Source organism: Bradyrhizobium sp. 190, from assembly GCF_023073415.1.
GTDB lineage: Bacteria > Pseudomonadota > Alphaproteobacteria > Rhizobiales > Xanthobacteraceae > Bradyrhizobium.
Window position 1 is genome coordinate 956842 of sequence record NZ_JADPJL010000008.1, and the last position, 23604, is coordinate 980445.

The window sequence follows — 23604 nt, forward strand, 5'->3', positions numbered from 1 at the left end:
TACGCTTCCGCCTTCGCTCTTGTCGAGCTTCGGCGGACAAGCTAACCCGCCCCGCATTATTCTACAGCGAGGGGCGCTAGGCCGCCTTGTGCTGCTTCATGTATTCCGTCGCGCGCTTCTTGAGCTCAGCAGGCGAAACGTCCTCGACGTGGGTGCCGATGTGCCATTGATTGCCGGCCGGGTCCGTCACGCCGCCGCTGCGGTCGCCGTAGAACATGTCGGCAGGCTCCATCACCGACGTGCCGCCAGCCTTCAGCGCCTTCTGGTAAACCGCATCCACATTGGGCACGTAGACGTGCAGCATGGCCGAAGTGGCCTTGGCGTTCTCGGAAGCATCGGAAATCATTACAACGGAATCGCCGATCTTGAGCTCCGCGTGCATGATCTTGCCGTCGGGTCGCATCATCGGCTCGAACACGAATTGTGCGCCGAATGCGTTCTTCATGAACTGGACGACCCTTTCCGCGCCGTCGACGACGAGATAAGGCGTGAGGGTGTGATATCCGTCAGGAACGGGCTTTACTTGAGTTGCCATCGCTGTCTCCTTGGTTTGGATGACGTCTGCAGCAGAACGACCCAACATTCCCCCTTGTTCCTTTGGATTTTCACGCGGTTGTTTGTAGAAAGTGTGACGGTCTCATTGCCACGACGGCGGTCCGCGGGTGCGCGCACTGCGGGGGTTCCGCGTTCCTTCGCGGAACAGCAGGAAAGCTTCGGTGGACACAATCGCTTGAGCATCCCGCACGAAGTTCGCAACGCAGCGCGATGGTCTAGCGTGCGCGCGCAGGCGCACGCTTCTGCAGATCGCGCCGAACATTCCTCAACATCATGAAAGCGCGGCCTAACGCGACACCAGCGGAACAAAATCGTATTCGCCTACCCCTTGCAGGACCAGGAAGGTGAGCGATTTCGTGTCGCCGTTAGTCACCAGATGCGGACGCGTGGGCCTGACGACGTAGACTTCGCCGGGCTTCAAATTCACTTCCTCTTTCGGATTTTGCAGGAACAGCCTCATGTGGCCTTCCAGAACGTAAAAAGTATCGGAGACATTGCTGTGGGTGTGCCACGGCACCTTCTGCTTTGCAGAGAGCTGCAACTCCGTAATGCGAAAGCCCGGGCGCTCGGCGTGGTAGGCACGACGCTCGACTTCGTAAAGGTGACTGGCGTCCTTGACTGGCTGCGGCTGGCTCATGACGGCCTCCCTCGGATCATCCGCCCCCTCGCGTGGTGATGTCGCGCGATGATAGCTTTCCTCTGCCATTGACGAAACGCTTAGCTTCGTAGGGTGGGCAAAGCGACTTGTCCGCCGTAGCTCGAAGAGCGAAGGCGGAAGCGTGCCCACCAATTTTATCGACGCGCCAGAACCGGTGGGCACGGCGCGAAGCGCGCCTTTGCCCACCCTACGAGACTGAGACCGCCGCCGCTGCCGTTCACTCCAGATCGTTCTTCTTCCGCTGCTCGCCTTCGCGAAGGCGCTGTGCGATCGCCGTTCGTCTTGAGATCAGCGCGGCCTCATCCGCGAGTCGCTGCGCGAGATCGGAGTGATATTGTTGCACGACGTCGAGCACCGCTTCCTTGGCGAGCCTTCGATGGTGCTCGGCAAGGAATCTGTGCAGGTCAGCGAGTTGTTCGTCGTCCATGGGCATCGCGCCTCAGCCGCAATCCCAAAAATATACCGCAACCTGTTGATCCTGTGCCAACTTTCGACACGCTTAGTTACCTTCCGGGGACGAAGCCGGGCGGTCATCGTTGCCCGGCCACGTTCACATTGGTGGCTCGCTGCCTGCCCGTTAACCATCTGTTAACCATAGCGGCCTAGCCTGTGGTCATTGCCAGTCACCACTAGCGGATTTACCGCCGGTTCGTTCGGGGAGAACAGCCGATGTCCGTTGAGATTCTGACCTATAGCGCCCTCGGCGCCCGCCTGAACATTTCGCCAGTGGCCGCCCGCTCGCTTGCCAGGCGGCTCCGCTTGCCGCGCTCGCTTTCGGAGGATGGCAAGGCCCTGGTGAGCGTTGATCTCGCCGAAATACGCCATACGCCACATCCGCCGAGCCGTCGCCAGGCAGTCGACGTCGCTCAGTGGACGACAATGGTCGCGGCATTGCACGTGGAGATCGCGCAGCTTGAAGCAAGCGCAGCCGGCCACCGCGCCGATTTCGAGCACGAACGCGAGCGCGCCGATCGCCTGATGGCCGAACTGCTGCAGGCGACCGCCGAGGCCACGGCCGCCAGGGAAGCGGCGGCGCGGCTTGAGGGGGAGGTGACGGTCCTGCGGACCCGTGCCCGAACTGATAGCTCGATCGACAAGACGGAACGCCGGCTGGGGCAGCTCGCGGCGACGCTGGTGGAATCAGACCGCAAGGCGGCACGTGGGTAGTTATCCCAGTCTTCTCATTCCGCAGCGTCGCGGAGCAATCGTGGGGCAAGAATGTCTAGCACTGATATCCGCGAGTTGAAGGCGCGCATTATTGTATGCGGGGTCGGCGGCGCCGGCGGCAATGCCGTCAACAACATGATCGAGGCCGGGCTCGAAGGCGTCGACTTCGTCGTCGCCAATACCGATGCCCAGGCGCTCACCAGTTCGAAGGCCGGGCGCATCATCCAGATGGGCAGGGAGGTGACCGGCGGTCTTGGCGCCGGCGCGCAGCCCGACATAGGGCGCGCTGCAGCGGAAGAGGCCATCGAGGTGGTCCGCGAGCAATTGAACGGCGCGCATATGGTGTTTGTTACCGCCGGCATGGGCGGCGGTACCGGCACGGGCGCCGCGCCCATTATCGCCAGGACTGCGCGTGAGCTCGGCATTCTCACCATCGGCGTCGTCACCAAGCCGTTCCAGTTCGAGGGCCAGCGCCGCATGCGCTATGCCGAAGCCGGCATCGCGGAACTGCTGAAGGAGGTGGACACCCTCTTGATCATCCCGAACCAGAACCTGTTCCGGGTCGCCAACGAGAAGACCACGTTCGCCGATGCCTTCGCCATGGCCGATCAGGTGCTCTATTCGGGCGTGGCCTGCATCAGCGACCTCATCGTCAAGGAAGGTCTGATCAATCTCGATTTTGCCGACGTTCTTTCGGTCATGCGCGAGAAGGGCAAGGCCATGATGGGCAGGGGCGAGGCTTCCGGCCCGAAGCGCGTGCTCAACGCGGCCGTCGCTGCGATTTCCAATCCGTTGATCGAGGATCCCTCGATCAAGCGCGCCAGTGGTCTCATTGTCTCCATCACCGGCGGCAGGGACCTGACGCTGTTCGAGGTCGACGAGGCTGCGACCCGCATCCGCGACGAGGCCGATCCGGACGCCAACATCATCGTCGGCGCCACCTTCGATGCAAGCCTCGAAGGTGTCGTCCGCGTCTCGGTCGTGGCGACCGGCATCGATAATCTCGCCGCGGCGCGTCCGACGCAGCCGGCGGAAAGCTCACTCACGGATCTCGCCGGCCGGCTGAGCAACGACCGGCGCCGCATCGCCGACCGTAGTACACCGCCGCCGCAATACGCGAGCCCGCCATCGCTCATCCCGGCGGCCCGCCACCCTGAAGTGCGACCGGCAAGGCCGATCGCGGAGCATGCGCGGCCGACGGCTCCGCAACGCCTCGATCCATTCGGCCGCGCCGCTCCCGTGCGCAACCCGGTCGAGGAAAAGGTTCTCGATATCCCGGTCTTCCTGAATCGCAAGGCCAATTGAGCCGTCGTTAGGACCAGGACAACGCTTCCCGGCGCCGGAAGCAGACCGCTGCTAGTCGACTTCAAGAGGACTACACTCAATCGGATCGCACCGAATGCCGCCGTGGCATTATTCTTTCTCCAGCCACGCTGCCGCGGGCCCTGGTCTTCTGGGGCGATGCCTGAGCGGCTATTGCCCAAAATCAGCCCCATACTTTCCATGCTCCAGCCTTGCTTTGGTCAAAACGGCGGTAGGGAGTGTCCACAATCCGACAATCGCCCGTTCAGTTGACGGCAAACTGGCAGGAGGCGCCTATGGATTCCTCGGTGGACACCAGGCAAACCGATCCACACGTCAATCCGGTACTATCCACGCAAGAGAAAGAACTGGTCGCGCGCGCCGATGAACGGCTCGCACATGCCTATGAACAGATCGCCCGTGCGGATGAAGAGCTTGCGCGGTTCAATGAGCAGATTTCCAGGCTGGAGAAGGTGAAAAAAATTCGTCAGCCATCGCGCGGCAGGCCGGCGCTACGCGGCTTGATCGGCCTGCTGTTGACAGCAGGCATCTGTACCGCTGCTTTCGCCTGGCACTCCTATGGCGAGACGGTCAGGCCGATGATCTCCCGGTGGGCACCGCAACTGGCCGAGGCTTCGTCGTTGCCGTCGGAAGCACCGAAGCTTGCCGACCAGCAGAGTCCGCCTGCCGTTCAGCTGGCTGCGGCAGATGCAGCGGTTTCGCAATTGCCACCTCCGGCCCAGACCGTACCGCAAGATGTGGCAGCCGCCCCGATCGCTGCCGAGCAGGCACAGTTGCTCCAGACGATGGCGCGCGATCTCGCAAGCGTGCAGCAGGAGATCGAGCAGCTCAAGGCCAGCCAGGCTGAATTGGCCCGCGAAAGTGCCAAGACCGCCGAGCAGCTCAGGGCGAACCAGGAGGAAATGGCGCGCGCGATCGCCAACGCCTCCGAGCAGAATCTGAGGCCGAGGACAGCAGTGACCCCACTACCGCCGACGCGTAAGCCCGTGTCGGCGCGTGCGCCGACGGAAGCCAGAGCGCAAGCGCGGGCGGCGCCAGTGCAGTTGCAGCCGAGACAGTAGTCTTTCATCGGCGCCGCCGCCCGCCGAAGGCGCTATTCGCTCTCTTGCCGGGAGAGGGGCTCTGGGCACAAACCGGCGGCTGGGCAGTGCATATCCGCTCTGCCCAGGCCGTATGGACAGGTGCGACAGCAACGTTCACAGCCCTCCGAGATAGCGGATGGTGCTTTCGATTTTTTATAGCCGAGCGCATGGTCATGAAGATCTTGCTGCCACTGGTGCTGTCCATGATTACCTTCGCGCGGGAGGCGACCGCACAGGACGAATTATGCGCCCGCGAGCGCGCCGCCATGGTCGAAACTATCAGGGGCTACGCCCATTCCGCCTCCAGTGGTGCCGGACAGCAGAGCCTCTCGGAGAGAGTTTTAGAGGCCATGGGGCGAACGAAACGCCATCTGTTCATCCCTGAGCGGTCTTGCTCCATCGCATACGCGGACAGGCCGGTTTCGATCGGCCACGGCCAGACCATATCGCAGCCGTTCATCGTCGCCTTGATGACAGAGTTGGCCGAGGTCGCGCCCGATCATGTCGTGCTCGAAGTCGGCACGGGTTCGGGCTATCAGGCCGCCATCCTTGCGCACCTGGCGCGGAAGGTCTGCACCATCGAGATTATCCCGGCATTGGCCGAGACTGCCGCGAAAGCACTCAGAGACCTCGCGTATGACAATGTGAGCGTCAGGCTGGGCGACGGCTATGCTGGCTGGCCCGAATGCGGTCCTTTTGACGCCATCGTCGTGACCGCCGCGCTTGGGCAGGTACCGGCGCCGCTGATCGAGCAGCTTAAAGTAGGTGGCCGGCTCGTCATGCCGGTGGGTGCCGCTTACTCCACGCAGCAGCTTACGGTCGTCGAAAAAATCGCCCCTGACAAAACGACGACGCGCGCCGTCGCTCTCGTGCGCTTTGTGCCCTTCACGCGTTCACAAAATTAAGAGCCGGCCGGGTTCTTGAAGAAGGCACCGGCTCGGTTACATTAACGATGCCTAAAATCGAATGGTGACCAAGGGAACGACACGATGGCGGCGGTGCCGGAAGTCAAATCCGCGGGCGCGAGCATCCGGGAAAGCGCAATCAGCATCATTGTGCTCGGCTTTGCCGCCGACCCGATGGCGCGTTGGGCTTGGCCCGAATCGTCCGAATACCTGAGAATAATGCCTCAGTTCGTCAATGCTATCGGCGGCCGGGCTTTCGAGCATCGCACAGCCTACATCACTGAAGGGGCTCGCGCCGCAGCCCTTTGGCTGCCGCCAGGCATCGAGCCAGACGAGGCAGAAATGAACGCAGTCATGGAGCAGTCGCTGCGCCCCGAGATCGCCGCGGACATTGGCGCCGTCATGAAAGGCATGGCCGAACATCATCCCCATGAGCCGCATTGGTATCTACCCCTTGTTGCCGCCGATCCGAACTGGATCGGGCAAGGGCTCGGCACGTTGCTGATGAAACACGCTCTTCGACGATGCGACGAGGAGGGCGTCGCGGCCTACCTCGAAAGCTCGAATCCGCGTAACATTTCCTTCTATGAACGCCATGGCTTCAAGATGACCGGCAAGATACAAAGCGGCTCTTCTCCCGTGTTGACACCGATGCTGCGGCCCGCATCCCGAGCGCTCTAACGAGCTAGCGAACAGGTTGCCCAGCCTGCGCTTATTCTCCTAGGCGGAAAAATCGAGTTGCATATATCGTCATTGCACGCCTGCGAGGCATTTCTGGAAAGCACAAGTTTGAGCAATGCGCCAATCTGTCCCGGCATTCGCATGTGGCACTAGCCGGGCGATGCGCTACGCTCCCTGAAAATTCAGGGAGGGAATCATGTCAATGAAAATCAATCGCCGTCACTTCATCGCTGCCGGTACGGCAGCCGCCGCGACGCCTTTCTTGTTGCGCAGCGCCTCGGCGCAAGCGGCGTGGCCGTCACGAAATATCCGCATGGTCTGCAGCTACCCGGCGGGCGGGCAGACTGATCTTTTGGCGCGCGCCTTCGGCGATTACATCTCCAAGCAGGTGGGGCAGAACGTCGTCATCGAGAACAAGGCGGGCGCCTCCGGCTCGATCGGCGCGGCGGAAGTCGCGCGCGCGGCGCCCGATGGCCACACCATCCTGTGCTCCATCTCGACCACTTATGTGATGAACCGGGTGATGATGAAGAATCCCGGCTACGACATGGACAGAGACCTGACGCTCGTCAGTATCATCCCGGGCGCCGGGCTGCCATTGGTCGCGAGCACGAAGTCCGAGGTCAAGACGCTGGACGACTTCGTCGCGTTCGCGCGCAAGAAGGGCCAGGTGAATTTCGGCACCTACAGCGCGGGCTCGGCCCCGCACATGACCATCAACGAACTCAACAAGCAGTATGGACTCAAGATCGAACCGATCCACTACCGTGGCGAAGCGCCGATGTGGACGGGGCTGATGGACGGCACGCTCGACGTTGCGATGGGCAGCTACACAGCGGCGCAACCTGTCCTGCAAGGCAACCACGGCGTGGTGTTCGCAGTGCACTCGAGGAAGGTTGCCGCGATCCCGAACGTCAAGACTCTGCCCGAACAAGGCGCGACATCGAAGTTCTTCACCGTGAGCGGCTTCAGCGGCTGGGCGGTGCCGAAGGCTGTGCCGCAACCGATCGTCGATCGGTTGGCGGAACTGTGCGTGGCGGCCAATAGCGATCCGAAGGTGAAGGAAGTTCTCGCCACCTTCGTGCTGGATCCGGCGATCGGCTTCAAGGAGAGCAATGCCTTGTACCAGCGCGAATTGCCAACCTGGATCGAGAGCGCGCAGGCGCTCGGCCTGGAGCCAGCCTAGCGCGAAGGGCGATCAGCGGGTAGGGTGGGTTACACTTGCGCTAACCCACCTTACGAACCTGATACATTGGTGCTCGATCTTGAATGCGATGGCTGAGGACGACCCGACCGACGAGATTTCACTCATCGAGGAGCGGCTCGAGGAGCTAGCCGAAGTCTCGGAGCGATGCCGGAAGATCATTATGGTTTCCAAGGCGGTCATCGCCGGCGGCGTCGTATTGCTGCTCGTCATGATGCTCGGCCTGTTCGGCTCAAGTCAGGTTGCCGCCCTCGGATCGATCGCCGCGGTACTCGGCGGAATCGTCTCGCTCGGATCGAATGTCAGCACGTTGCGGCAAACGAGCGACGCCATCAGCGCCGCCGAGGCGCTCCGTTCGGATCTGATCGGCAGGATCGATCTACGGGTGGTTGGTGATAGCCCCATGAAACTGAGTTGACGTGGGTGCTCGTGAAGGCCGTGCGTAGTCCGTAGGGTGGGCAAAGCGAAGCGTGCCCACCATTTCACGGCGATTACTGCGGACAGATGGTGGGCACGTCGCTACGCTCCTTTGCCCACCCTACGAAGCTACGAAGCTCACTTCATCCCCGTACAACTCGCATAGAAAGTCGTTGTCGCTGGCCAGTCCGAGAACATGCCGCGGATGCCGACCTGTTTGGCGAGCACGTCCAGCACCGTCAGCGTATCGCCGTCGCGATCGACCGCTGATCTGATCGATTTGTGATAGAAGCCACCGCCCTTGTGCAGCGGGCCGTCGCGCTCCAGCGACCAGCCGATCAGGTCGAGGCCGGCGGCCTTCGCCGCCTTGGCGTATTCGGACGGGACGATTTCCTTGTCGTTCAGCGTCAGCATGGTCCAGATCGGCGGTCCGAGGATCGCGACGCCTTGCGCCTTCAATTCCGCCATCGAGGGCTTCCAGGTTTCGGGTTTGGCGGGATCGAGACCCTGCTTCTCGTAGCGGTCCTCGAGATACACCGCCTGCGCCCCGAACGCCGGCTCGGTCTTCACCCAATAGAGCACGTCGGCGAGATTAAAACTTTGCGCAAACACGTCGCTCGGGGGAATGCCGGCCTTCTTGTAGGCCGCAATCATCTGGCCCGCGTATTTCTCCTGCGTGTAATCGCCGTCGAACGGCATCGCCACTTCGGGCGCCTTCAATTCCGGCGTGAATTTGGCCCCCAGGCTCTTGATCAGCGCGATGCTCTCGTCATGCGTCATCAGCGTGCCGGAATTGGCGTAAAGATCGGTGCGCCAGCGCGGCGTGCCGTTCTGGTACTCCTCCGGCGTCTTCGCATCCGCGTTAAAGCCGTCCATCTTCGCGGTCAGTCGCCGGAATTCGGCGAGCGTGATGTCGCTGGTGCAGCACTTTGCCGACGCCTTCTTGCCGGTGGAGGGATCGGCCGGGCTGAAGGCCTGCGTGCATTTTGCGGCAAGCTCCGGCACCGTCAAAATGTTGGTCGTGGTGTGCAGGTCGCATTGCGAATGGCGGCAGACCAGTTCGCGGTCTTTGGTAAAGGTCACGTCGCATTCGATGATGCCGGCACCCATCCGGGCGGCCGCCACATAAGACTCTTTCGTGTGCTCGGGAAACTCCAGCGCGGCGCCGCGGTGGCCGATGGAAAAGTCGGTCTTGCGAAACGGCCCGGTGCATTGGCTGAGCTGTTGCTTCAGCGGCCCGTCCTTCATCTTGTCGACCAGATAAAACGGCCGCGGCCCGATCTGCGGCTCGCGGGGGAGGGCGATATCCTGCGCCGCGGCAGGAATGGTCGCGGTCAGGAACCAGAGCGCGGAGAGAAGGGCGGAGCGATGGCGGGCAGGCATGGGAGGCACCTCGGATAACGCGTTGCGCGCGGCCTTGATATCACGGAGCATGTGACAGTTTGAATGGTGCGTAGGTGCGTAGGGTGGGCAAAGGCGCGCTTGCGCCGTGCCCACCACTTCACACACCGTTGTTGATGGATGGTGGGCACGCTGCGCTTTGCCCACCCTACAAGAAAGTTAGGGAGAAGAAACATGCCCGCAGCCTTTTTCGTCGTCCGCGCCACCGTGAGCGACCCGGCCAAACGCCAGGCCTTCGACACCTGGTATTCGCGTGAACATCTGCCGGATGCCATGAAATCGTTCGGCGCGCTGAAGGCATGGCGCTACTGGAGCGACACCGATCCGTCGCTGCACCATGCGATGTACCAATTCACGGACAAGGCCGCGTTGGAGCGCGCGATTGAAGGGCCGGAGCTCAAGCGCCTGGTGGCCGATTTCAACCGCGACTGGCCGGACGTGACGCGAACACGGGAGGTGCTGCTGCTGGCGGAAGAGTTCGTACCGGCTGAAATGAAATAGCGTCACACGCGAGCGCGACGCAGAAATGCCTCAGCAATGACACATGTTCCGGTGTGAGCATCAGCGCGCAAAAATAAGCTTGGATCAGCTTTGTTCGCAGCAAAGCTGAACGCGCAGTTCACCGCGCATTCATCTCGGCACATCGAAACTCTCTTTCTCGCACACAGCAGACGGAGGAGGAGATGTGATGGAACGCCGCCACTTTCTGAAACTCGCCTTTGGATTTGCCGCGGGCGGCATCGCGCTTGCAGCGAGCGCGCAGGCCGCGCCGCTGATGCCGGCGCCGCTCGCCGACGACGCCAAACTGCCTGCCAATCCTGATGCCCAATCCGCCGTCACATCAGGCGATGAGGCCGACCGCCTCACACCCGAAGAAGTGCGCTGGGGCCGTGGCCGCGGTCGTCATCGCGGCTGGGGTCGCCGGCGCTGGGGTTGGCGCCGCCGCCGGTGGCGTCGCAGGCATTGGGGCTGGCATCGCCGCCGTCGTTGGCGCCGCCGCTATTGGCGTCGTCGTCGTCACTACTGGTAAGTCGCCGCCCGGGATTGCTTACAAGGAATAAAAAAAGCCCCGCGCGAGCGGGGCTTTTGTCGTGCATTGGAAATGTCAGTAAGCGCGGCAGCGTCCATGGCGCCACACGGTGCCGTAAGGGCACCCGCGACCGGGCCGCACCACGACGACCGGAGCTGCGGGCCGCACCACGACGACCGGGGCCGGACGAACCACAACTGCCCGGCGATTGGGCTGGCAACCGCCATAGGGACCGCGATGCCAGCCGGGGCCGCATCCGCCCGCGGCTTCCGCCGCGCTGAAGCTGGCAACGGTGCCCAGGGCCAAAACTGCTGCGAAAAGGTACTTCAATGTTTTCTCCCGTTCTTGGCCGCAAGGCGGCACGGAACGGAACTTAGTCCCGAGACCTGAATGGAACATGAATGTTCCCTGGTGCTACGGGGCGGCCAGAAATCCGAGCAACAGTTCGTTATATTTGCCCGATGCCTCCAGAAACACCAGATGCCCCGTGTTCGGGACCACCTCGGCCCGGCCCTTCGCCATCCTGGCGGCGAGGGCTTTGGCGAGCTCGGCGTTCTGTCCCATTTTCGCGCGCAGCGCCTCCGGCGCATTGGCTCTTCCCGGCGCGTTGTGATCGTCGGCGCCCATCACGAACAGCGTCGGCTGCGTGATCAGCGGGATCTCGTGCGCGACAGGCTCGCGGTAGATCATTTGCGCGGAGCTGACGAAGGCGCGCAGCCAGCGCGGATATTCGGCGCTGCCCTTGATGTTGAAACGCGCATCGATGAAGGGCGTGACCTGTTCGGGCGGCAGCTTTAGCGCGTAATTGGTCTCGAGCTGCTTGCGATAGCCGTCTGCGGTGAGCTTGTCCTCGTTCTCCAAAATCTTCTCGGTCGGCGTCGGCGGCACGTAGAGCCGGTAATCCTCCAGGCCGATCGGGGCGGTCAGCGCCAGATGCACGATCCGGTCGGGATAGGCGCGCGCGATCCGGACGCCGAGCATGCCGCCGAGCGAATGCGCCACGATATCGGCTTTTGCAATTCCCAGATGATCGAGCAACGCGATCGTATTGCGCGCCAGCGTATCGAAATGCAGATCGCCCTGCGGCTTGGAGGATTTGCCGAAGCCGATCTGATCCGGCACGATCACGCGGTAGCCGGCATCGCTCAGCGTCTTGATGACAGGCGCCCAGTAGCTCGATGGAAAATTGCGGCCATGCAGCAGCACCACGGTGCGCCCGTTCGGCTGCGCGGGAGCTATATCCATATAGGCCATCCGCACCTGTTCGCCGTCGTTCACGAGCGGCAGCAGATGGACGGGGTAGGGATAGGCAAAGCCTTCGAGCGCAATGCCGTAGGGCTCGCGCGCGGCAGGCTCGGCTGCCTGCGCGCAGGCAAGGCTGCTCAGAAAAATTGCAAGGGTGATAATGATCGCGCGCCGCATCGCATTCTCCGGCTGACAGGTTGCCGTCTTATTGATGCGATCGAACAGATCCGTAAAGCCGGCGCGGCTTCACATTTTGCGGAGATCAGGCCGCGAAGCGCAAGGATGTCTATGTCGGCATGCGCACGAACCTGTCGTCCCACAAAGTGTTCGATGGCGTGCCCCCCGGCGATCCACCAAGGAAAAGTTGCCTCCTGGAAAACGGTGGCAACCTCAGTCGGATTTAATGGCTTCCATGGCTTTTGGTGTTCGTACAGCATTGATGTAAATGCAGAGGCGTCAGCCCTGCGCATTCCCGAACAGCATGGCGAACCGCTTTTCGCCGGTCCGGGTAAAATTGACGACGCGGCTGCCCGGCGTCGGGTCGCGCGCCGCCCAGTTGAGTTCGGTGAACCGGTTCATCACGGCGGCGCCCAGCGTGCCGGCGAGGTGATGGCGGCGTTCGCTCCAGTCGAGACAGGCCTTGCACACCGGACGGCGCGGGTGCGCCAGCGCCTCCGTGTCGATCTGCAGCGCCTCGGCCATGAAGCGCTTGCCCTCGCCGGTGAGTTCAATGTCCTGCTTTGTCTGCCGGACCAGACGCTGCTTGCGCAGGCTGTCGAGCATCTGCACGCCGAGATCGCCGGCCAGGTGGTCATAGCAGATCCGCGCCCGGCGCAGCGCCGGCTCTTTCGGTCCCGTGCGCACGCGGGTGTGGCCGGCACGCTCGGCCAGGCCCGCAAGGCCTTCGAGCACATGGGCGACATCGGGGCCGGTGAGGCGGTAGTAGCGGTGACGCCCCTGTTTTTCCGGCTCGATCAGGCCGCCGGCTTCGAGTTTCGCCAGATGCGAACTCGCGGTCTGCGGCGTGATGCCGGCCTGGTGCGCCAGCTCGCTCGCGGTCAGCGCGCGGCCGGTCATCAGCGCGGTCAGCATATTGGAGCGCGCGGGATCGCCGACGAGAGAGGCGACCATAGCGATGTCGGGGCCTGCTTTCATAGTTCGATGTTAGCCGAAGCATTGACGTCGATCAAGCGGGTATTCTCACGGCCGTCATTGCGAGGAGCGCAAGCGACGAAGCAATCCATCGCGCGGCAAGCGGAGATATGGATTGCGTCGCTGCGCTCGCAATGACGGTTACAACCACCGGAGATACGCCATGACCATCACCGTTTTCATCCGCTACCAGCTCGATCCGTTCAAGCGCGCTCAGTTCGAGCAATACTCGAAAAACTGGCTCAGCATCATCCCGAAATGCGGCGGCGACCTGCTCGGCTACTGGATGCCGCACGAGGGCACCAACAACATCGCCTTTGCGCTGATCTCGTTCGAGAGTCTCGCGGCCTATGAAAGCTACCGGGCGCGGTTGCGCGCCGACAGCGAAGGCATGGCCAATTTCAATTTCGCCGAGGAGAACAAGTTCATCCTCGCGGAGGAGCGGACGTTCCTGCGCAAGGTCGTGGCGTGAGGCGTCTGGCGGAACGAGCCTTGCGCACCTATCTACGCGGCGCAAACAAACATGAGGGGAGCGACCTATGCTGACACCTGCTGACAAACGCGCCGCATTCAGGAAATTGCACGAGAGCGGATGCTTCATCATCCCCAATCCCTTCGATGTCGGCAGCGCGGTAGCCTTGCAGCATCTCGGCTTCAAGGCACTGGCTTCCACCAGCGCAGGCTTTGCCTGGGCCATGGCCAAGGCCGACAACCGCGTCACTGTCGATGATGTCTGCACCCATCTCGCCGAGATCTCCGCGGCGGTCGATATTCCTGTTAATGCCGACTTCGAGGACGGCTTTGCCCACGAGCCTGAAAAGGTCGGCGTCAATGTCGCCCGCGCCGTGAAGACCGGAGTTTCAGGCCTTTCGATCGAGGATTTTACCGGAGACAACGCAAAGCCGCTGTTCGATCGCGAGCTTGCGATCGATCGCATGCGGGCGGCACGCAAGGCGATCGATGCCGACAATAGCGGCGTGTTGCTCACCGGCCGGTGCGAGGCGTTCCTGCGCGGGCAGAAGGATCTGAAGCTCGTGATCGACCGGCTCACCGCCTATGCCGAAGCCGGCGCCGATTGCCTCTATGCGCCCGGCATCTCGACGCCGGAAGAGATTTCGGCTGTGGTGAAGGCGGTCGCGCCAAAGCCCGTCAATCTGCTGGTCGGCGCGGCCGGCCCGTCGCTGAAGGTCGCGGGCGATCTCGGCGTCCGCCGCATCAGCGTCGGCGCTTCGCTGGCGCGGATGGCATGGGCCGGCTTCATGAAGGCATCAAAGGAGATGGCGGAGCAGGGGACGTTCAGCGAATTCGCCAACGGTTATCCCGGCGGCGAACTCAACAAGATGTTCAGCTAAAGCATGAACGCATAAATTCAGAGCGGCCGGCGGACGGCCGCTTTGGTGCGTATTCCGGACTCAAGTCGGACATCGTGTGAGGTCCGAAAAGTGTCAATAGGCGACCGTCGCCGCGTTACATATTTTCCAGCATACGCCGCTGGAGATTTGCGGCGTTGGGCTGCCTTTTGGCCCACTCCATGTTATATTCGCTGTCGATCTTTACCCAATACGTACGGGTAGGCGCATCGCTCCCATCAAGTGAGTTGAAAGTGCATGTCGCCCTTTCTCGAATGTGGCGCCGATAGAGTCCTGAGCTTGGTAGTCGATGAGCGCGACATATTGAACCGGCAGTACCCGCGCGGCTTGGACCATGGCGTTTCTGGTTGATTCTGGTACGGCCCGAAACGGGTCGGCGAAGAACTCGGTGAATGTGATTGTTCTTCTAGACTCGTCTACGCCAATCCGTTGATAGGTGGACGGAACCACCAGCCGCTCCTTGATGGCTTTCTCGCAGGTCTGCACAGATTGAGAGGTGAACGGCGGGTAGCCACGAATGTAAGCATAGCCAAGAACAACAACACCAAAGACCAGGACTGCTGCAATGGCGAGCTTAACCTTCATCTGTGACTCTTACAGGCTTTTGCCAACTTGACTGCATGTTGGCCAACGCGCGCACTTTGCACCACGCCAATCAACAGAACCCAAATCGAAGGCAGATCATTTGGCGTGCAGTCGTTACTAAGCGCTAACGATTTCCGCTGTGGGTCAATCGCATCGGTTTGAAGATGTCCGAGTCACTTCCGCTTTACCCCTCATAGCCGACGTTCGCCGGGAGGATCGGCAGGTCCGAAAAGTGCCACAAGCGCCCTCATGTATTGCGGGGACAAGGTTAGTAGGCCTAGTTGTGGTTGCAACGCTTGGAGTGCGGAGATTGCTCAGCCGCAAGCGGGAGTGCGCGCGATCGGGCCATTACCTCCCGCGCTCCAGGCTCGCGGTCGGCTTGCGCGTGGCGAACTGATCACGGTTGGCGCCTGCGAGCGCTCTGGCCTAGCGCTTCGGCTTTGGCAGCACCATCCGGCCCTGTGAGGCAATGCCACCCCACTTGGCGGACCAGGCGACTTCCGAGGCGGAGGGTTGCTCGGTGTCTCTCTGACCTCGAGCACCCTGCAGCGCAAACAGGGCGCCCTGGGGATCGGCACATCGCGCGATCCAGCAGCCATCCGGCAATTCGGTCGGACCCTGGAGGATCCGGCCTCCGCCATCATTGACGCGCTGGGCTGCCGCGCCGATGTCGTCGACATTGAAGTAATAGAGCCAACATGATTGCGACACGCTCGGAAGCTTGGTGAGCATGCCACCGATCGTCTGCCCGGCTGCCGAAAACAATTGATAGAAGTCTGCCGGATCGGTTTCATCGTCGGCCTTCTGCCAGCCAAAAAGCTCGCCGTAAAAATCAAAGATCTTGTTCCGGTCTTCAGCCAGCAACTCGTGCCATCCCACGCGCCCCAGCTCGTCCAGCCCACCGGGTTGTCGTTGGCCATACGTCAGTCCGCTAACCAGCGCAAAAGTTGCCTTTTGCGGATCGGCGACCACTGAAACCCGGCCGATATTGCTGTCCGTTGGCGGCAGCAGGACAGCGCCTCCACGACGCCTGATCTGTGTGGCCGTCGCATCCATGTCATCGACTGCGACGTAGCCGACCCATCTCGGAGTTGCCCCCGATCGCCGTCCCTCTTCCGGGATATCCATAAGCCCGCCTACCGGAACTTCGCTGGCGGTAAGCACCGTGTAGGCCAGTTCCGGAGTCGACGCATCCTTCGCATCCCAGCCGACGACCTTGCCATAAAAGTCGCCCGCTGCCGCGACGTCCGTGGTCAGGAGCTCATACCAGGCGAAGCGTCCGAGTTGATTGACCAAGCCAATTTCTCCGTTCTTGGAGATTGCGCACTGCACCAAGTCCCACGCGCTGCAATCTGCGCAATGGGCGCGGACCGTCGTTGCAACGTGCGAAAATGAGGCGACGTCGTTCATGAACATGAATGCTACCTGAACGAGCGCCATTACATTTTCGTGTGTGCATGAATCTTGCCTGCCTTATTTGGTCAGCGTAGGATCACTCCCACGGAGATCCTTCTTGCAACTTTGGAGGATGCGACCATGGCGCGGGTGAAGCAAGCTTCGAAAAAGAAGCGAGTAGCCAGAACCGCAGTACCGGCGTTGGGTGCCGCCGGATTAACTTTTTCGCTAGCAGGAGGCGCATCGGCATCGGTCGTGCCGGGGAGTGACGTTCAGGGGGCGAATTACGCACCTGGCATGATGATCACGCTCGGCGAAGAGGAACTTGCCGACGTCAGCCTCGCGACCTTCCATCTCTTCGACGACGAAGATCTCGGCAGCGCCGTGCAGCTGGCCCAGCGCGGATGCGGCAGATGCGGTGGCTGCCGCGGATGTGGTGGCTTCCGGGGATGCGGTGGCTTCCACGGATGCGGTGGTTGTCGCGGCTGCCGTGGCTGTGGATGCAGATCCTGCCGATGCGGCGTCGGCTGTGGCGGCTGTGGTGGTTGCGGCGTTGGTTGGATAGGGGTGGGCGTGCCAGGCATCGGCATCGGCATAGGATGCGCAGGTTGCTGCGCATCCTGGGGCCGCTGCCGATGGTGCTAGGCGACGGCGCTTCCTGATCTTGTGCCGACACGCCACGATTTCATTGGCCGGGTTCGATTGACCCGGCCAGTATCTTGTTTTCGTTGTGACGTTCGCCTGCCAGCGCGGGCAGCCTGCCGGTGACAAGCGAGTGTGATGACAGCCAATCGCAAGAGCCGCGTTGCGAGCAAGACCCGCAAAGACATCTTGCGATTTGCGCCGAACTTCACCGCCTATGTACTTCCTCCCGATGTGGTCTGCCTCTATTCTGAGGATCGCAAGTTCTTCCTGCACGGCGATCTGTATTGTGCGGTGGCCACGGCGATCGGAAAAAATGGAAAGTCTGCGCCGGAGATCGTTCGCCAGCTTTCGAAGAGCTTTCCGACCGACAATATTGAGGAAGCGATCAAGCGGCTGCTCGAGCGCCGATACGTCGTTACAGGAACATCGCACGCATTCGATGGCGCGGTCGCCGGATATTGGGCGAGCCTCGGCCTGCCTCCCGAGGTCGCGGAGCAGAATCTCCGCAATTGCCCCGTGCAGGTGGAGTCGATCGATGTCAAAGGCGCCAAAGAACTTGCCGCGGCCTTGAGCAAACTCGGCGTTCAGATCGCCAAGCGTTCGCCCAAGCTCACGATCACGCTGGTGAACGACTACCTTGACCGGCGGCTGGCGGAGATGAATCAGGAGCGTGTCGCCGAGAAGACAGCGTGGCTGCTGGTGCAGCCGTCCGGCGTGTTTCCGCTGGTGGGGCCGGTGTTCAAGCCGGGCGAGAGCGCCTGCTGGAATTGTCTGTTCGATCGCATGATCCGCAATCGGGAGATCAAGGGGTTTCTCGACCGCGGACCGGCGCAGGCGGTCGCCGTATCGCCACTGGTCAACGACAGCGTTGGAGATACCGCATTTCACTTCGCCGCCGTCGAAATCACAAAAGCGATTGCCTCCGGCTTTCGCACCGATCTGCGCGATCATATTGCGAGCTTCGATCTGACCGGTGCTGTCATCGCCAAGCACTTTGTCGCGCGGCGCCCGCAATGTCATACCTGCGGCAGCAAGAAGCTGCAGAGTCCACGCCGAGCGGCGACGTCAATCGAGGTCGCCGAAGGCAGCAAGCTCATCATGACCAGCGGTGGATATCGCACCGTGACTTCTCGGGCGACCGTGGCCCGTTTCCGCAAGCATGTAAGCCCGCTGACCGGCGTGGTTACGCGGCTCGAGCGGATCGAGGTCGATCTGCCGATGAACACCAATTTTTTCGCTTATCACAATTTCTCTGGGCCGGCCCAAAGCGTCGATCAGCTCCGGTCCGGACTGAGCGGCGGCAGCTTCGGCAAGGGCTCCACGGCCGAGCAGGGCGAGGCAAGTGCGCTGATGGAGGCGATCGAGCGATATTCGGGCATTTTCCAGGGTGACGAGATCAGGATGGCGCGCCGCTTTACCGATTTCGCTCCCGGCGACGCCCTTCACCCGAATGACGTCCAGCTTTTCAGCGAAACGCAGTTTCAAAACAGGCATGACCAGCAGGAGGACGATTCACATCCGGTTCCTGAGCCGCTCGATCCCTCGATGAAGACCGAGTGGTCGCCGGTCTGGTCGTTGCGTGACAAGCGTTTCAAGTATCTTCCGACCGGTCTGCTCTACTTCTTCTATGGCGGCTTCCATACGGATTCCAACGGTTGCGCGGCCGGTAATACCCGCGAGGAAGCCATCGTTCAGGGCTTCCTCGAACTGGTCGAGCGCGATGCCTACGCCATCTGGTGGTACAACCGGGTGCAGCGTGCCGAGCTCGACCTCAAGCAATTCGACGATTCCTATGTCCGGGATCTGCAAACCCAGTTTGCCGATGCCGGGCGCCGGCTGTGGGTGCTCGATGTCACCAGCGATCTCGGCATTCCCACTTACGTGGCGATCATGCACTGGATGCAGAACGGCCACGAGAATATCGAGTTCGGTTCCGGTGCGCATTTCGATCGCCGCATAGCCCTGCTGCGCTCCCTTACCGAGCTGACCCAGTTCATGTCGATTGGCATGATGGGCGGCGGCAGCGGCGAGAAGCCATCGCTTGACGGCATCAATCCGCTGCGCCTGGAAGATCATCCGTTCCTGATCCCGAGCGACAAGCCGATCGTTCCGCCGGCTCCCGACCTGAAGGTTCACGACAACACGCGTGATCAGGTGAATGCCTGTGTCGAGATCGCCACCCAGGCAGGTTACGATTTCCTCGTGCTCGACCAAACGCGGCCCGACGTTGAGGTCCCGGTCGTTCGCGTGCTCGTTCCAGGCTTGCGGCATTTCTATCGTCGCTTCGCACCGGGCCGGCTATACGATGTTCCCGTGAGGCTTGGATTGTTGGATCGCCCGCGGCTGGAAAGCGAACTCACGCCGTTCCTGCCGCACACCTGAGGGGCTGTCTTTCGTGCGTGCTTCCCGGAAAAGACCGACCAGGAAGATCGCGCCAGTCATCGCCGCTCGATTGAACGGCCGTTTCTCCCTGCAGATGCAGGCGGACGGAAGCATCGCCGCCTCCGTGGAAGGCTATTTTGTCAATCTGGGACATCTTAGCCCAGCCGCGATGGACCGCGCGCGAAATCTGACCGACGGCCTGCCGTTCGCGTCCTTTGCCGGCAAGAGCGCCATCGCGAGGGAAGTCGATGTCCTGGCGCGTCGACTGGCGCGGCACGGGCTGCTCGAATATCGCCTGTCCGTTCCGCATGCCGGGCAGGATCTCGTGGTCATCGAGCCCCAGGTTCCTGAGTATTGGCCGCAACGCGCAAAGCTCGGCGAGAGTGACACCGTCGCGCTGTCGCGCTTTGCTTATTTGCGCCGGCGCGGCAACGAGATGGTGCTGGAATCGCCGCGCGCCAGCGCGCTGTTTCGAATTGGCGATCCCGCGATTGCCGCCACCCTCACTGCGCTGTCGCGGCCTCACAAGATCAGCAGCCTTCGCCGCCACGCGGCCTCCTTCAACCTCGATCTGCTCGAACTGCTGCTGGATAGCCAGTTCCTGCTCAAGCTCAATGCGAACAGCGGCGACGGTCTTCGGGTGAATGAAGGCGACGGCAATCTCGTTCTCTGGGATTTCCACGATCTCGTGTTTCACACGCGAAGCACCGAGGGCCGGCAATCCAATCCGGTTGGCAGCACCTTCGCGTATGCGGACGCCGTTCCACCGCTGCCCGCGGTGCGTCCGCCCTGGCCCGGCAAGAAGATCGACCTGCGGAAATTGCCTGCCTCGGATCCGGTCTCGCCCTTCGGAAAACTGTTGCGCGAACGCCATTCAGTCCGGGATTTCGATGACGAGAATCCGGTCACGCTCGCCGAACTCGCGCGCTTCCTCGACACCACAGCCCGCGTCCTGTCGGAATGGAAGAGCGACGCGAATTCCGGAGGCAGTCCTGAGATCACCTACAGCGCAAGACCCTATCCGTCGGCCGGCAGCGCGTACGAACTGGAATTGTATCTGGCGGTCTCGAATTGCGAAGGGCTTGCACGCGGATTTTACCACTACGACGCGGGCGGCCACGCGCTGGTAGCGATCGGGGCCTCCGCGCAGCAACTCCAGACGCTTTCGGCGGCAGCCGAGTTTGCCATGGACGCATCCGGTCCGCCGCAGGTCCTGATCACGATATCAGCGCGTTTTGGGCGGATCTCCTGGAAATACAGCTCGATCGCATACTCGCTGATCCTGAAGGATGTCGGCACCATGATCCAGACATTCTACCTGGCGGCGACCGACATGGGCCTTGGTGGCTGCGCCATCGGCACCGGCAATATCGATCTGTTTGCAAAAATGACGGGGCTCGAATTCCATGTGGAGGGCCCGGTCGGTCAATTCGCGCTCGGACACGGCAAGAAGCCGGAGGCCCCACGCTAGAGCAAGATATTTCTCGAAAGGCGGTACGCACTTGTCCGCCAGCCGCCGAGCTCTCGCAGGTCGCTTTGGCCGGCCGGGCAATCTCGGAAATGCCGATTGTCCTGCTTGCGCGTTGAAGGCATCGGTTTTGCCGTGATTCAAGCGCCGAAGCCGGAGCCTCGATGCGCCCGGCATTGCGGCGTGCGCCGCATCTGCGTCGGCGGCGCGCTGGCGCGGCTGGCATGGACCGGCTTCATGAATGCATCAAAGGAGATGGCGGAGCAGGGGACGTTCACCGAATTCGCGAACGGTTATCCCGGCGGCGAACTCAACAAGATGTTTGGCTAGGGTGTGAACCCATAAATTCAGAGCGGCCGGCGGAGGCCCGCTTGGGTGCGTATTCGGACTCAAGTCGGACATTGCGTGAGGTTCGAAAAGTGCCGCTTCCGGACTCAACTTGTCGGTGCGCCAATCCGTATCTTGGTGGGTAAACGCTGAGGAGCGCAAAAATCCTGCGGGAAAATCGGACGGCGCAAGTCTGGATTCATCCGATAGTTGGGATAAGGTTGCTGCGTCCGCAGAAAACTGAAAAACGACGCAGGGAGGAAGTGATGCTCGACACCACGCTCAACGCACGCATTCAAGTCTTTCTTGACAACTTTGATGCGGCGCTTGCGGCAGGCGATATCGACGCCGCGGTAGGGATGTTCGCGCCGGAATGCTACTGGCGCGACCTCGTTGCCTTCACCTGGAACATCAAGACCATGGAAGGCCCTGATCAAGTGCGAGAGATGCTCAGCTCTTGCCTTGCGCGCGTGAAGCCAAGCAACTGGAAAATCGCCGAGGGGGAAAGCGCGACCGAAACCGATGGCGTTACCGAATGCTGGATCTCGTTCGAGACCGGCGCCGCACGCGGCTACGGCCTGATCCGGCTGCAGAACGGTCAGATCTGGACGCTTTTGACAACGATGGTCGAACTGAAAGATCACGAAGAAAAGGCGGGCTACACCCGGCCGCTCGGAGCCCGGCACGGCGTCAATCCCGGCGCGAAAACCTGGAAAGAATTGCGAGACGAGGAAACGGAGCAGCTCGGCACTAAGACCCAGCCCTATGTGCTCATCATCGGCGGCGGCCAGGGCGGCATCGCGCTGGGCGCGCGGTTGCGCCAGTTCGGCGTGCCCACCATCATCGTAGAGAAAAACGAACGCGCCGGCGACTCCTGGCGCAACCGCTATAAATCGCTCTGCCTGCATGACCCGGTCTGGTACGACCATTTGCCCTACATCGACTTCCCGAAGAACTGGCCGGTGTTCTCGCCCAAGGACAAGATCGGTGACTGGCTGGAGATGTACACCAAGGTCATGGAGCTGAACTACTGGACCGGGACCACGGCCAACCGCGCGAGCTGGGACGACGCCAAAAAGGAATGGAACGTCGTCGTCGAGCGCGGTGGCAAAGAGATCATGCTCAAGCCGAAACAGTTGGTGTTTGCGACCGGCATGTCGGCCAAGCCGAACATGCCGCAATTCAAGGGCATGGACACCTTCAAGGGTGAGCAGCACCATTCCTCGCGCCATCCGGGTCCCGACCGCTACAAAGGCAAGAAGGTCGTGGTGATCGGCTCTAACAATTCCGCGCATGACATCTGCGCCGCGCTATACGAGGCCGGCGTCGTGGTGACTATGGTGCAGCGCTCGACCACCCATATCGTGCGTTCGGATTCGCTGATGGAATCCATAGCCGATCTCTATTCAGAGCGCGCGGTCCGCGGCGGCATGACGACGGCGAAAGCTGATTTGATCTTCGCCTCGCTGCCCTACAAGATCCTGAATCAGTTGCAGAAGCCGGTCTACGACAAGATCCGCAAGGACGACGCCGATTTTTATGCAGGGCTGACGAAAGCCGGTTTCCGGCTCGACTTCGGCGACGACGATTCCGGGCTGTTCATGAAGTACCTGCGTCGCGGCTCCGGATATTACATCGACGTCGGCGCCTCGCAACTCATCATCGACGGTAAGGTCAAGCTGATGACCGGCCAGGTCGAGGAAATCACGCCTAACGGCGTCAAGCTCGACAACGGCAAGGAACTGCCCGCCGATGTGATCGTCTACGCCACCGGCTACAGTTCGATGAACGGCTTTGTCGCCGATCTCATCAGCCGGGAAATGGCCGACAAGGTAGGCAAGGTCTGGGGGCTCGGCTCCAATACGACCAAGGACCCCGGCCCATGGGAAGGCGAACAGCGCAACATGTGGAAGCCGACGCAGCAGGAGGGCCTATGGTTCCACGGCGGCAATCTACACCAGTCGCGCCATTACTCGCAGTTCCTCTCGCTGCAGTTGAAAGCGCGCTACGAGGGCATCCCGACACCGGTCTATGGTCCGCAAGCCGTCCATCACAGGTCCTAGGGTTTCACAACGCGCGCCAACCCGCACCGGCCCGCTGTCCGGCGACATGAAAAAAGCAGCGGGCCCATTGGCCCGCTGCGCAGTTGGGGGATGATTAACCGTTACTGCTTGGCGCGATCGACTTCCGTACCTGTCGGATTCGGAGACGGCGGCGTCGGGCGATTCGTCGCAGCACCCGTGGTCGTTCCCGGGTCGGCGTTGCTGCGGGGCGTTACGTCACGCATGCCCGGAGGCGTCGTAGGGTTGGCCGGCTGCGTCTGCTGCGCGGTCTGATTGGGCGGCGTAGTGCCTGCCTGGTTTACGGTCGTATTGTTGAGGCCATAGAACAGGGCGCCCAGCACCACGGCGATGGCGACGGCGAACATGGCGACCTTGCCGCCACTGGGAGAGCCTTCGGCGAGGCTGGGATCGGCTTGCAACTCATTGTCCAGACTGTTGAGGCGGGCCTGATGACGGATTTCCTCATCGCTCAGGCCGGCGCGGTAGGGATCGTTCGGATTGGGTTGGTATGCCATGAATGGGTTCCTCCGTTAGCGCCCAAGAGTAAGC

At 61.7% G+C, this 23604-nt stretch carries 25 protein-coding genes and 1 pseudogene; 15 read left to right on the top strand and 11 right to left on the bottom strand.

Annotated elements, in window-relative coordinates:
• Window positions 1–76 precede the first annotated feature (76 nt).
• The 3 genes from IVB22_RS08400 to IVB22_RS08410 all read right to left on the bottom strand — a co-directional run bounded on the left by IVB22_RS08400 (window position 77) and on the right by IVB22_RS08410 (window position 1640).
• On the bottom strand, window positions 77–535 hold the full coding sequence (locus IVB22_RS08400) for a glyoxalase/bleomycin resistance/extradiol dioxygenase family protein (protein ID WP_247516818.1): 459 nt from the start codon (window positions 533–535) through the stop codon (window positions 77–79).
• Between the two features lie 306 nt (window positions 536–841).
• Window positions 842–1192, bottom strand: coding sequence for a cupin domain-containing protein (locus tag IVB22_RS08405; RefSeq protein WP_247516819.1), 351 nt, complete (start codon window positions 1190–1192; stop codon window positions 842–844).
• Window positions 1193–1430: 238 nt separating this feature from the next.
• A complete protein-coding gene (locus tag IVB22_RS08410; protein WP_247516820.1) occupies window positions 1431–1640 on the bottom strand; it encodes a hypothetical protein in 210 nt (69 codons plus the stop codon).
• 242 nt (window positions 1641–1882) lie between these two features.
• Here IVB22_RS08410 and IVB22_RS08415 point away from each other — a divergent pair, with 242 nt between their 5' ends.
• The 7 genes from IVB22_RS08415 (at window position 1883) to IVB22_RS08445 (ending at window position 7993) form a co-directional block, all read left to right on the top strand.
• A complete protein-coding gene (locus IVB22_RS08415; RefSeq protein WP_247516821.1) occupies window positions 1883–2380 on the top strand; it encodes a hypothetical protein in 498 nt (165 codons plus the stop codon).
• A gap of 51 nt (window positions 2381–2431) precedes the next feature.
• Window positions 2432–3685 carry a cell division protein FtsZ gene (ftsZ, locus tag IVB22_RS08420; RefSeq protein ID WP_247516822.1) on the top strand — a complete coding sequence of 418 codons (1254 nt, stop codon included), beginning with the start codon at window positions 2432–2434 and terminating at the stop codon, window positions 3683–3685.
• Between the two features lie 266 nt (window positions 3686–3951).
• Complete coding sequence (locus tag IVB22_RS08425; protein ID WP_247516823.1) at window positions 3952–4764, top strand: hypothetical protein; 813 nt, start codon at window positions 3952–3954, stop codon at window positions 4762–4764.
• 194 nt (window positions 4765–4958) lie between these two features.
• Window positions 4959–5690: a protein-L-isoaspartate(D-aspartate) O-methyltransferase gene (locus tag IVB22_RS08430; RefSeq protein ID WP_247516824.1), complete on the top strand. Its 732-nt coding sequence runs from the start codon at window positions 4959–4961 to the stop codon at window positions 5688–5690.
• An 84-nt stretch (window positions 5691–5774) separates the two neighbouring features.
• Window positions 5775–6371, top strand: a complete 597-nt coding sequence (locus IVB22_RS08435; protein ID WP_247516825.1) for an N-acetyltransferase — start codon at window positions 5775–5777, stop codon at window positions 6369–6371.
• 196 nt (window positions 6372–6567) lie between these two features.
• Window positions 6568–7557, top strand: a complete 990-nt coding sequence (locus IVB22_RS08440) for a tripartite tricarboxylate transporter substrate binding protein (protein ID WP_247516826.1) — start codon at window positions 6568–6570, stop codon at window positions 7555–7557.
• 88 nt (window positions 7558–7645) lie between these two features.
• Window positions 7646–7993, top strand: a complete 348-nt coding sequence (locus tag IVB22_RS08445; protein ID WP_247516827.1) for a hypothetical protein — start codon at window positions 7646–7648, stop codon at window positions 7991–7993.
• A 137-nt stretch (window positions 7994–8130) separates the two neighbouring features.
• On the opposite strand, the gene IVB22_RS08450 is transcribed toward IVB22_RS08445, so the two are convergent.
• Window positions 8131–9375, bottom strand: a complete 1245-nt coding sequence (locus IVB22_RS08450; protein WP_247516828.1) for a glycerophosphodiester phosphodiesterase family protein — start codon at window positions 9373–9375, stop codon at window positions 8131–8133.
• Between the two features lie 192 nt (window positions 9376–9567).
• Between IVB22_RS08450 and IVB22_RS08455 the strand changes: the two genes are divergently transcribed.
• Together IVB22_RS08455 and IVB22_RS08460 are read left to right on the top strand one after the other, a co-directional pair.
• The gene (locus tag IVB22_RS08455) at window positions 9568–9894 is read left to right on the top strand and encodes a hypothetical protein (RefSeq protein ID WP_247516829.1); all 327 of its coding nucleotides are present in this window, start codon (window positions 9568–9570) and stop codon (window positions 9892–9894) included.
• Between the two features lie 187 nt (window positions 9895–10081).
• On the top strand, window positions 10082–10423 hold the full coding sequence (locus IVB22_RS08460; RefSeq protein ID WP_247516830.1) for a twin-arginine translocation signal domain-containing protein: 342 nt from the start codon (window positions 10082–10084) through the stop codon (window positions 10421–10423).
• 75 nt (window positions 10424–10498) lie between these two features.
• Here IVB22_RS08460 and IVB22_RS08465 read toward each other — a convergent pair whose 3' ends face one another.
• From IVB22_RS08465 to IVB22_RS08475, 4 genes are all read right to left on the bottom strand, one after another.
• Window positions 10499–10753 (bottom strand): GCG_CRPN prefix-to-repeats domain-containing protein, encoded by a 255-nt coding sequence (locus IVB22_RS08465; protein ID WP_247516831.1) that lies wholly within the window; start codon window positions 10751–10753, stop codon window positions 10499–10501.
• An 84-nt stretch (window positions 10754–10837) separates the two neighbouring features.
• Window positions 10838–11845 (bottom strand): alpha/beta fold hydrolase, encoded by a 1008-nt coding sequence (locus tag IVB22_RS08470; protein ID WP_247516832.1) that lies wholly within the window; start codon window positions 11843–11845, stop codon window positions 10838–10840.
• Window positions 11806–12138 (bottom strand): nucleotidyltransferase domain-containing protein, encoded by a 333-nt coding sequence (locus tag IVB22_RS41870; RefSeq protein ID WP_374207484.1) that lies wholly within the window; start codon window positions 12136–12138, stop codon window positions 11806–11808. Before IVB22_RS41870 ends, IVB22_RS08470 begins: the two co-directional genes overlap by 40 nt.
• Window positions 12125–12823: a helix-turn-helix transcriptional regulator gene (locus IVB22_RS08475; protein ID WP_247516833.1), complete on the bottom strand. Its 699-nt coding sequence runs from the start codon at window positions 12821–12823 to the stop codon at window positions 12125–12127. Before IVB22_RS08475 ends, IVB22_RS41870 begins: the two co-directional genes overlap by 14 nt.
• Window positions 12824–12983: 160 nt before the next feature.
• Here IVB22_RS08475 and IVB22_RS08480 point away from each other — a divergent pair, with 160 nt between their 5' ends.
• Window positions 12984–13292 carry an NIPSNAP family protein gene (locus tag IVB22_RS08480; protein WP_247516834.1) on the top strand — a complete coding sequence of 103 codons (309 nt, stop codon included), beginning with the start codon at window positions 12984–12986 and terminating at the stop codon, window positions 13290–13292.
• Window positions 13293–13359: 67 nt separating this feature from the next.
• Complete coding sequence (locus IVB22_RS08485) at window positions 13360–14172, top strand: oxaloacetate decarboxylase (RefSeq protein ID WP_247516835.1); 813 nt, start codon at window positions 13360–13362, stop codon at window positions 14170–14172.
• 201 nt (window positions 14173–14373) lie between these two features.
• On the opposite strand, the gene IVB22_RS08490 is transcribed toward IVB22_RS08485, so the two are convergent.
• Both IVB22_RS08490 and IVB22_RS08495 read right to left on the bottom strand, forming a co-directional pair.
• Entirely contained in the window at window positions 14374–14775 is a 402-nt protein-coding gene (locus IVB22_RS08490; RefSeq protein ID WP_247516836.1) for a hypothetical protein, read from the bottom strand.
• 426 nt (window positions 14776–15201) lie between these two features.
• Window positions 15202–16215 carry a VOC family protein gene (locus IVB22_RS08495; protein WP_247516837.1) on the bottom strand — a complete coding sequence of 338 codons (1014 nt, stop codon included), beginning with the start codon at window positions 16213–16215 and terminating at the stop codon, window positions 15202–15204.
• 735 nt (window positions 16216–16950) lie between these two features.
• Here IVB22_RS08495 and IVB22_RS08500 point away from each other — a divergent pair.
• The 4 genes and pseudogenes from IVB22_RS08500 (at window position 16951) to IVB22_RS08515 (ending at window position 23055) form a co-directional block, all read left to right on the top strand.
• Window positions 16951–19197: a TOMM precursor leader peptide-binding protein gene (locus tag IVB22_RS08500; protein ID WP_247516838.1), complete on the top strand. Its 2247-nt coding sequence runs from the start codon at window positions 16951–16953 to the stop codon at window positions 19195–19197.
• A gap of 94 nt (window positions 19198–19291) precedes the next feature.
• The gene (locus IVB22_RS08505) at window positions 19292–20668 is read left to right on the top strand and encodes a SagB family peptide dehydrogenase (protein ID WP_247516984.1); all 1377 of its coding nucleotides are present in this window, start codon (window positions 19292–19294) and stop codon (window positions 20666–20668) included.
• Between the two features lie 129 nt (window positions 20669–20797).
• A pseudogene (locus tag IVB22_RS08510) lies at window positions 20798–20995 on the top strand (isocitrate lyase/phosphoenolpyruvate mutase family protein); the annotation flags it as partial.
• Between the two features lie 263 nt (window positions 20996–21258).
• Window positions 21259–23055, top strand: coding sequence for an NAD(P)/FAD-dependent oxidoreductase (locus IVB22_RS08515; RefSeq protein ID WP_247516839.1), 1797 nt, complete (start codon window positions 21259–21261; stop codon window positions 23053–23055).
• A gap of 101 nt (window positions 23056–23156) precedes the next feature.
• Here IVB22_RS08515 and IVB22_RS08520 read toward each other — a convergent pair whose 3' ends face one another.
• Window positions 23157–23570, bottom strand: a complete 414-nt coding sequence (locus IVB22_RS08520) for a hypothetical protein (protein WP_247516840.1) — start codon at window positions 23568–23570, stop codon at window positions 23157–23159.
• Window positions 23571–23604: the final 34 nt, after the last annotated feature.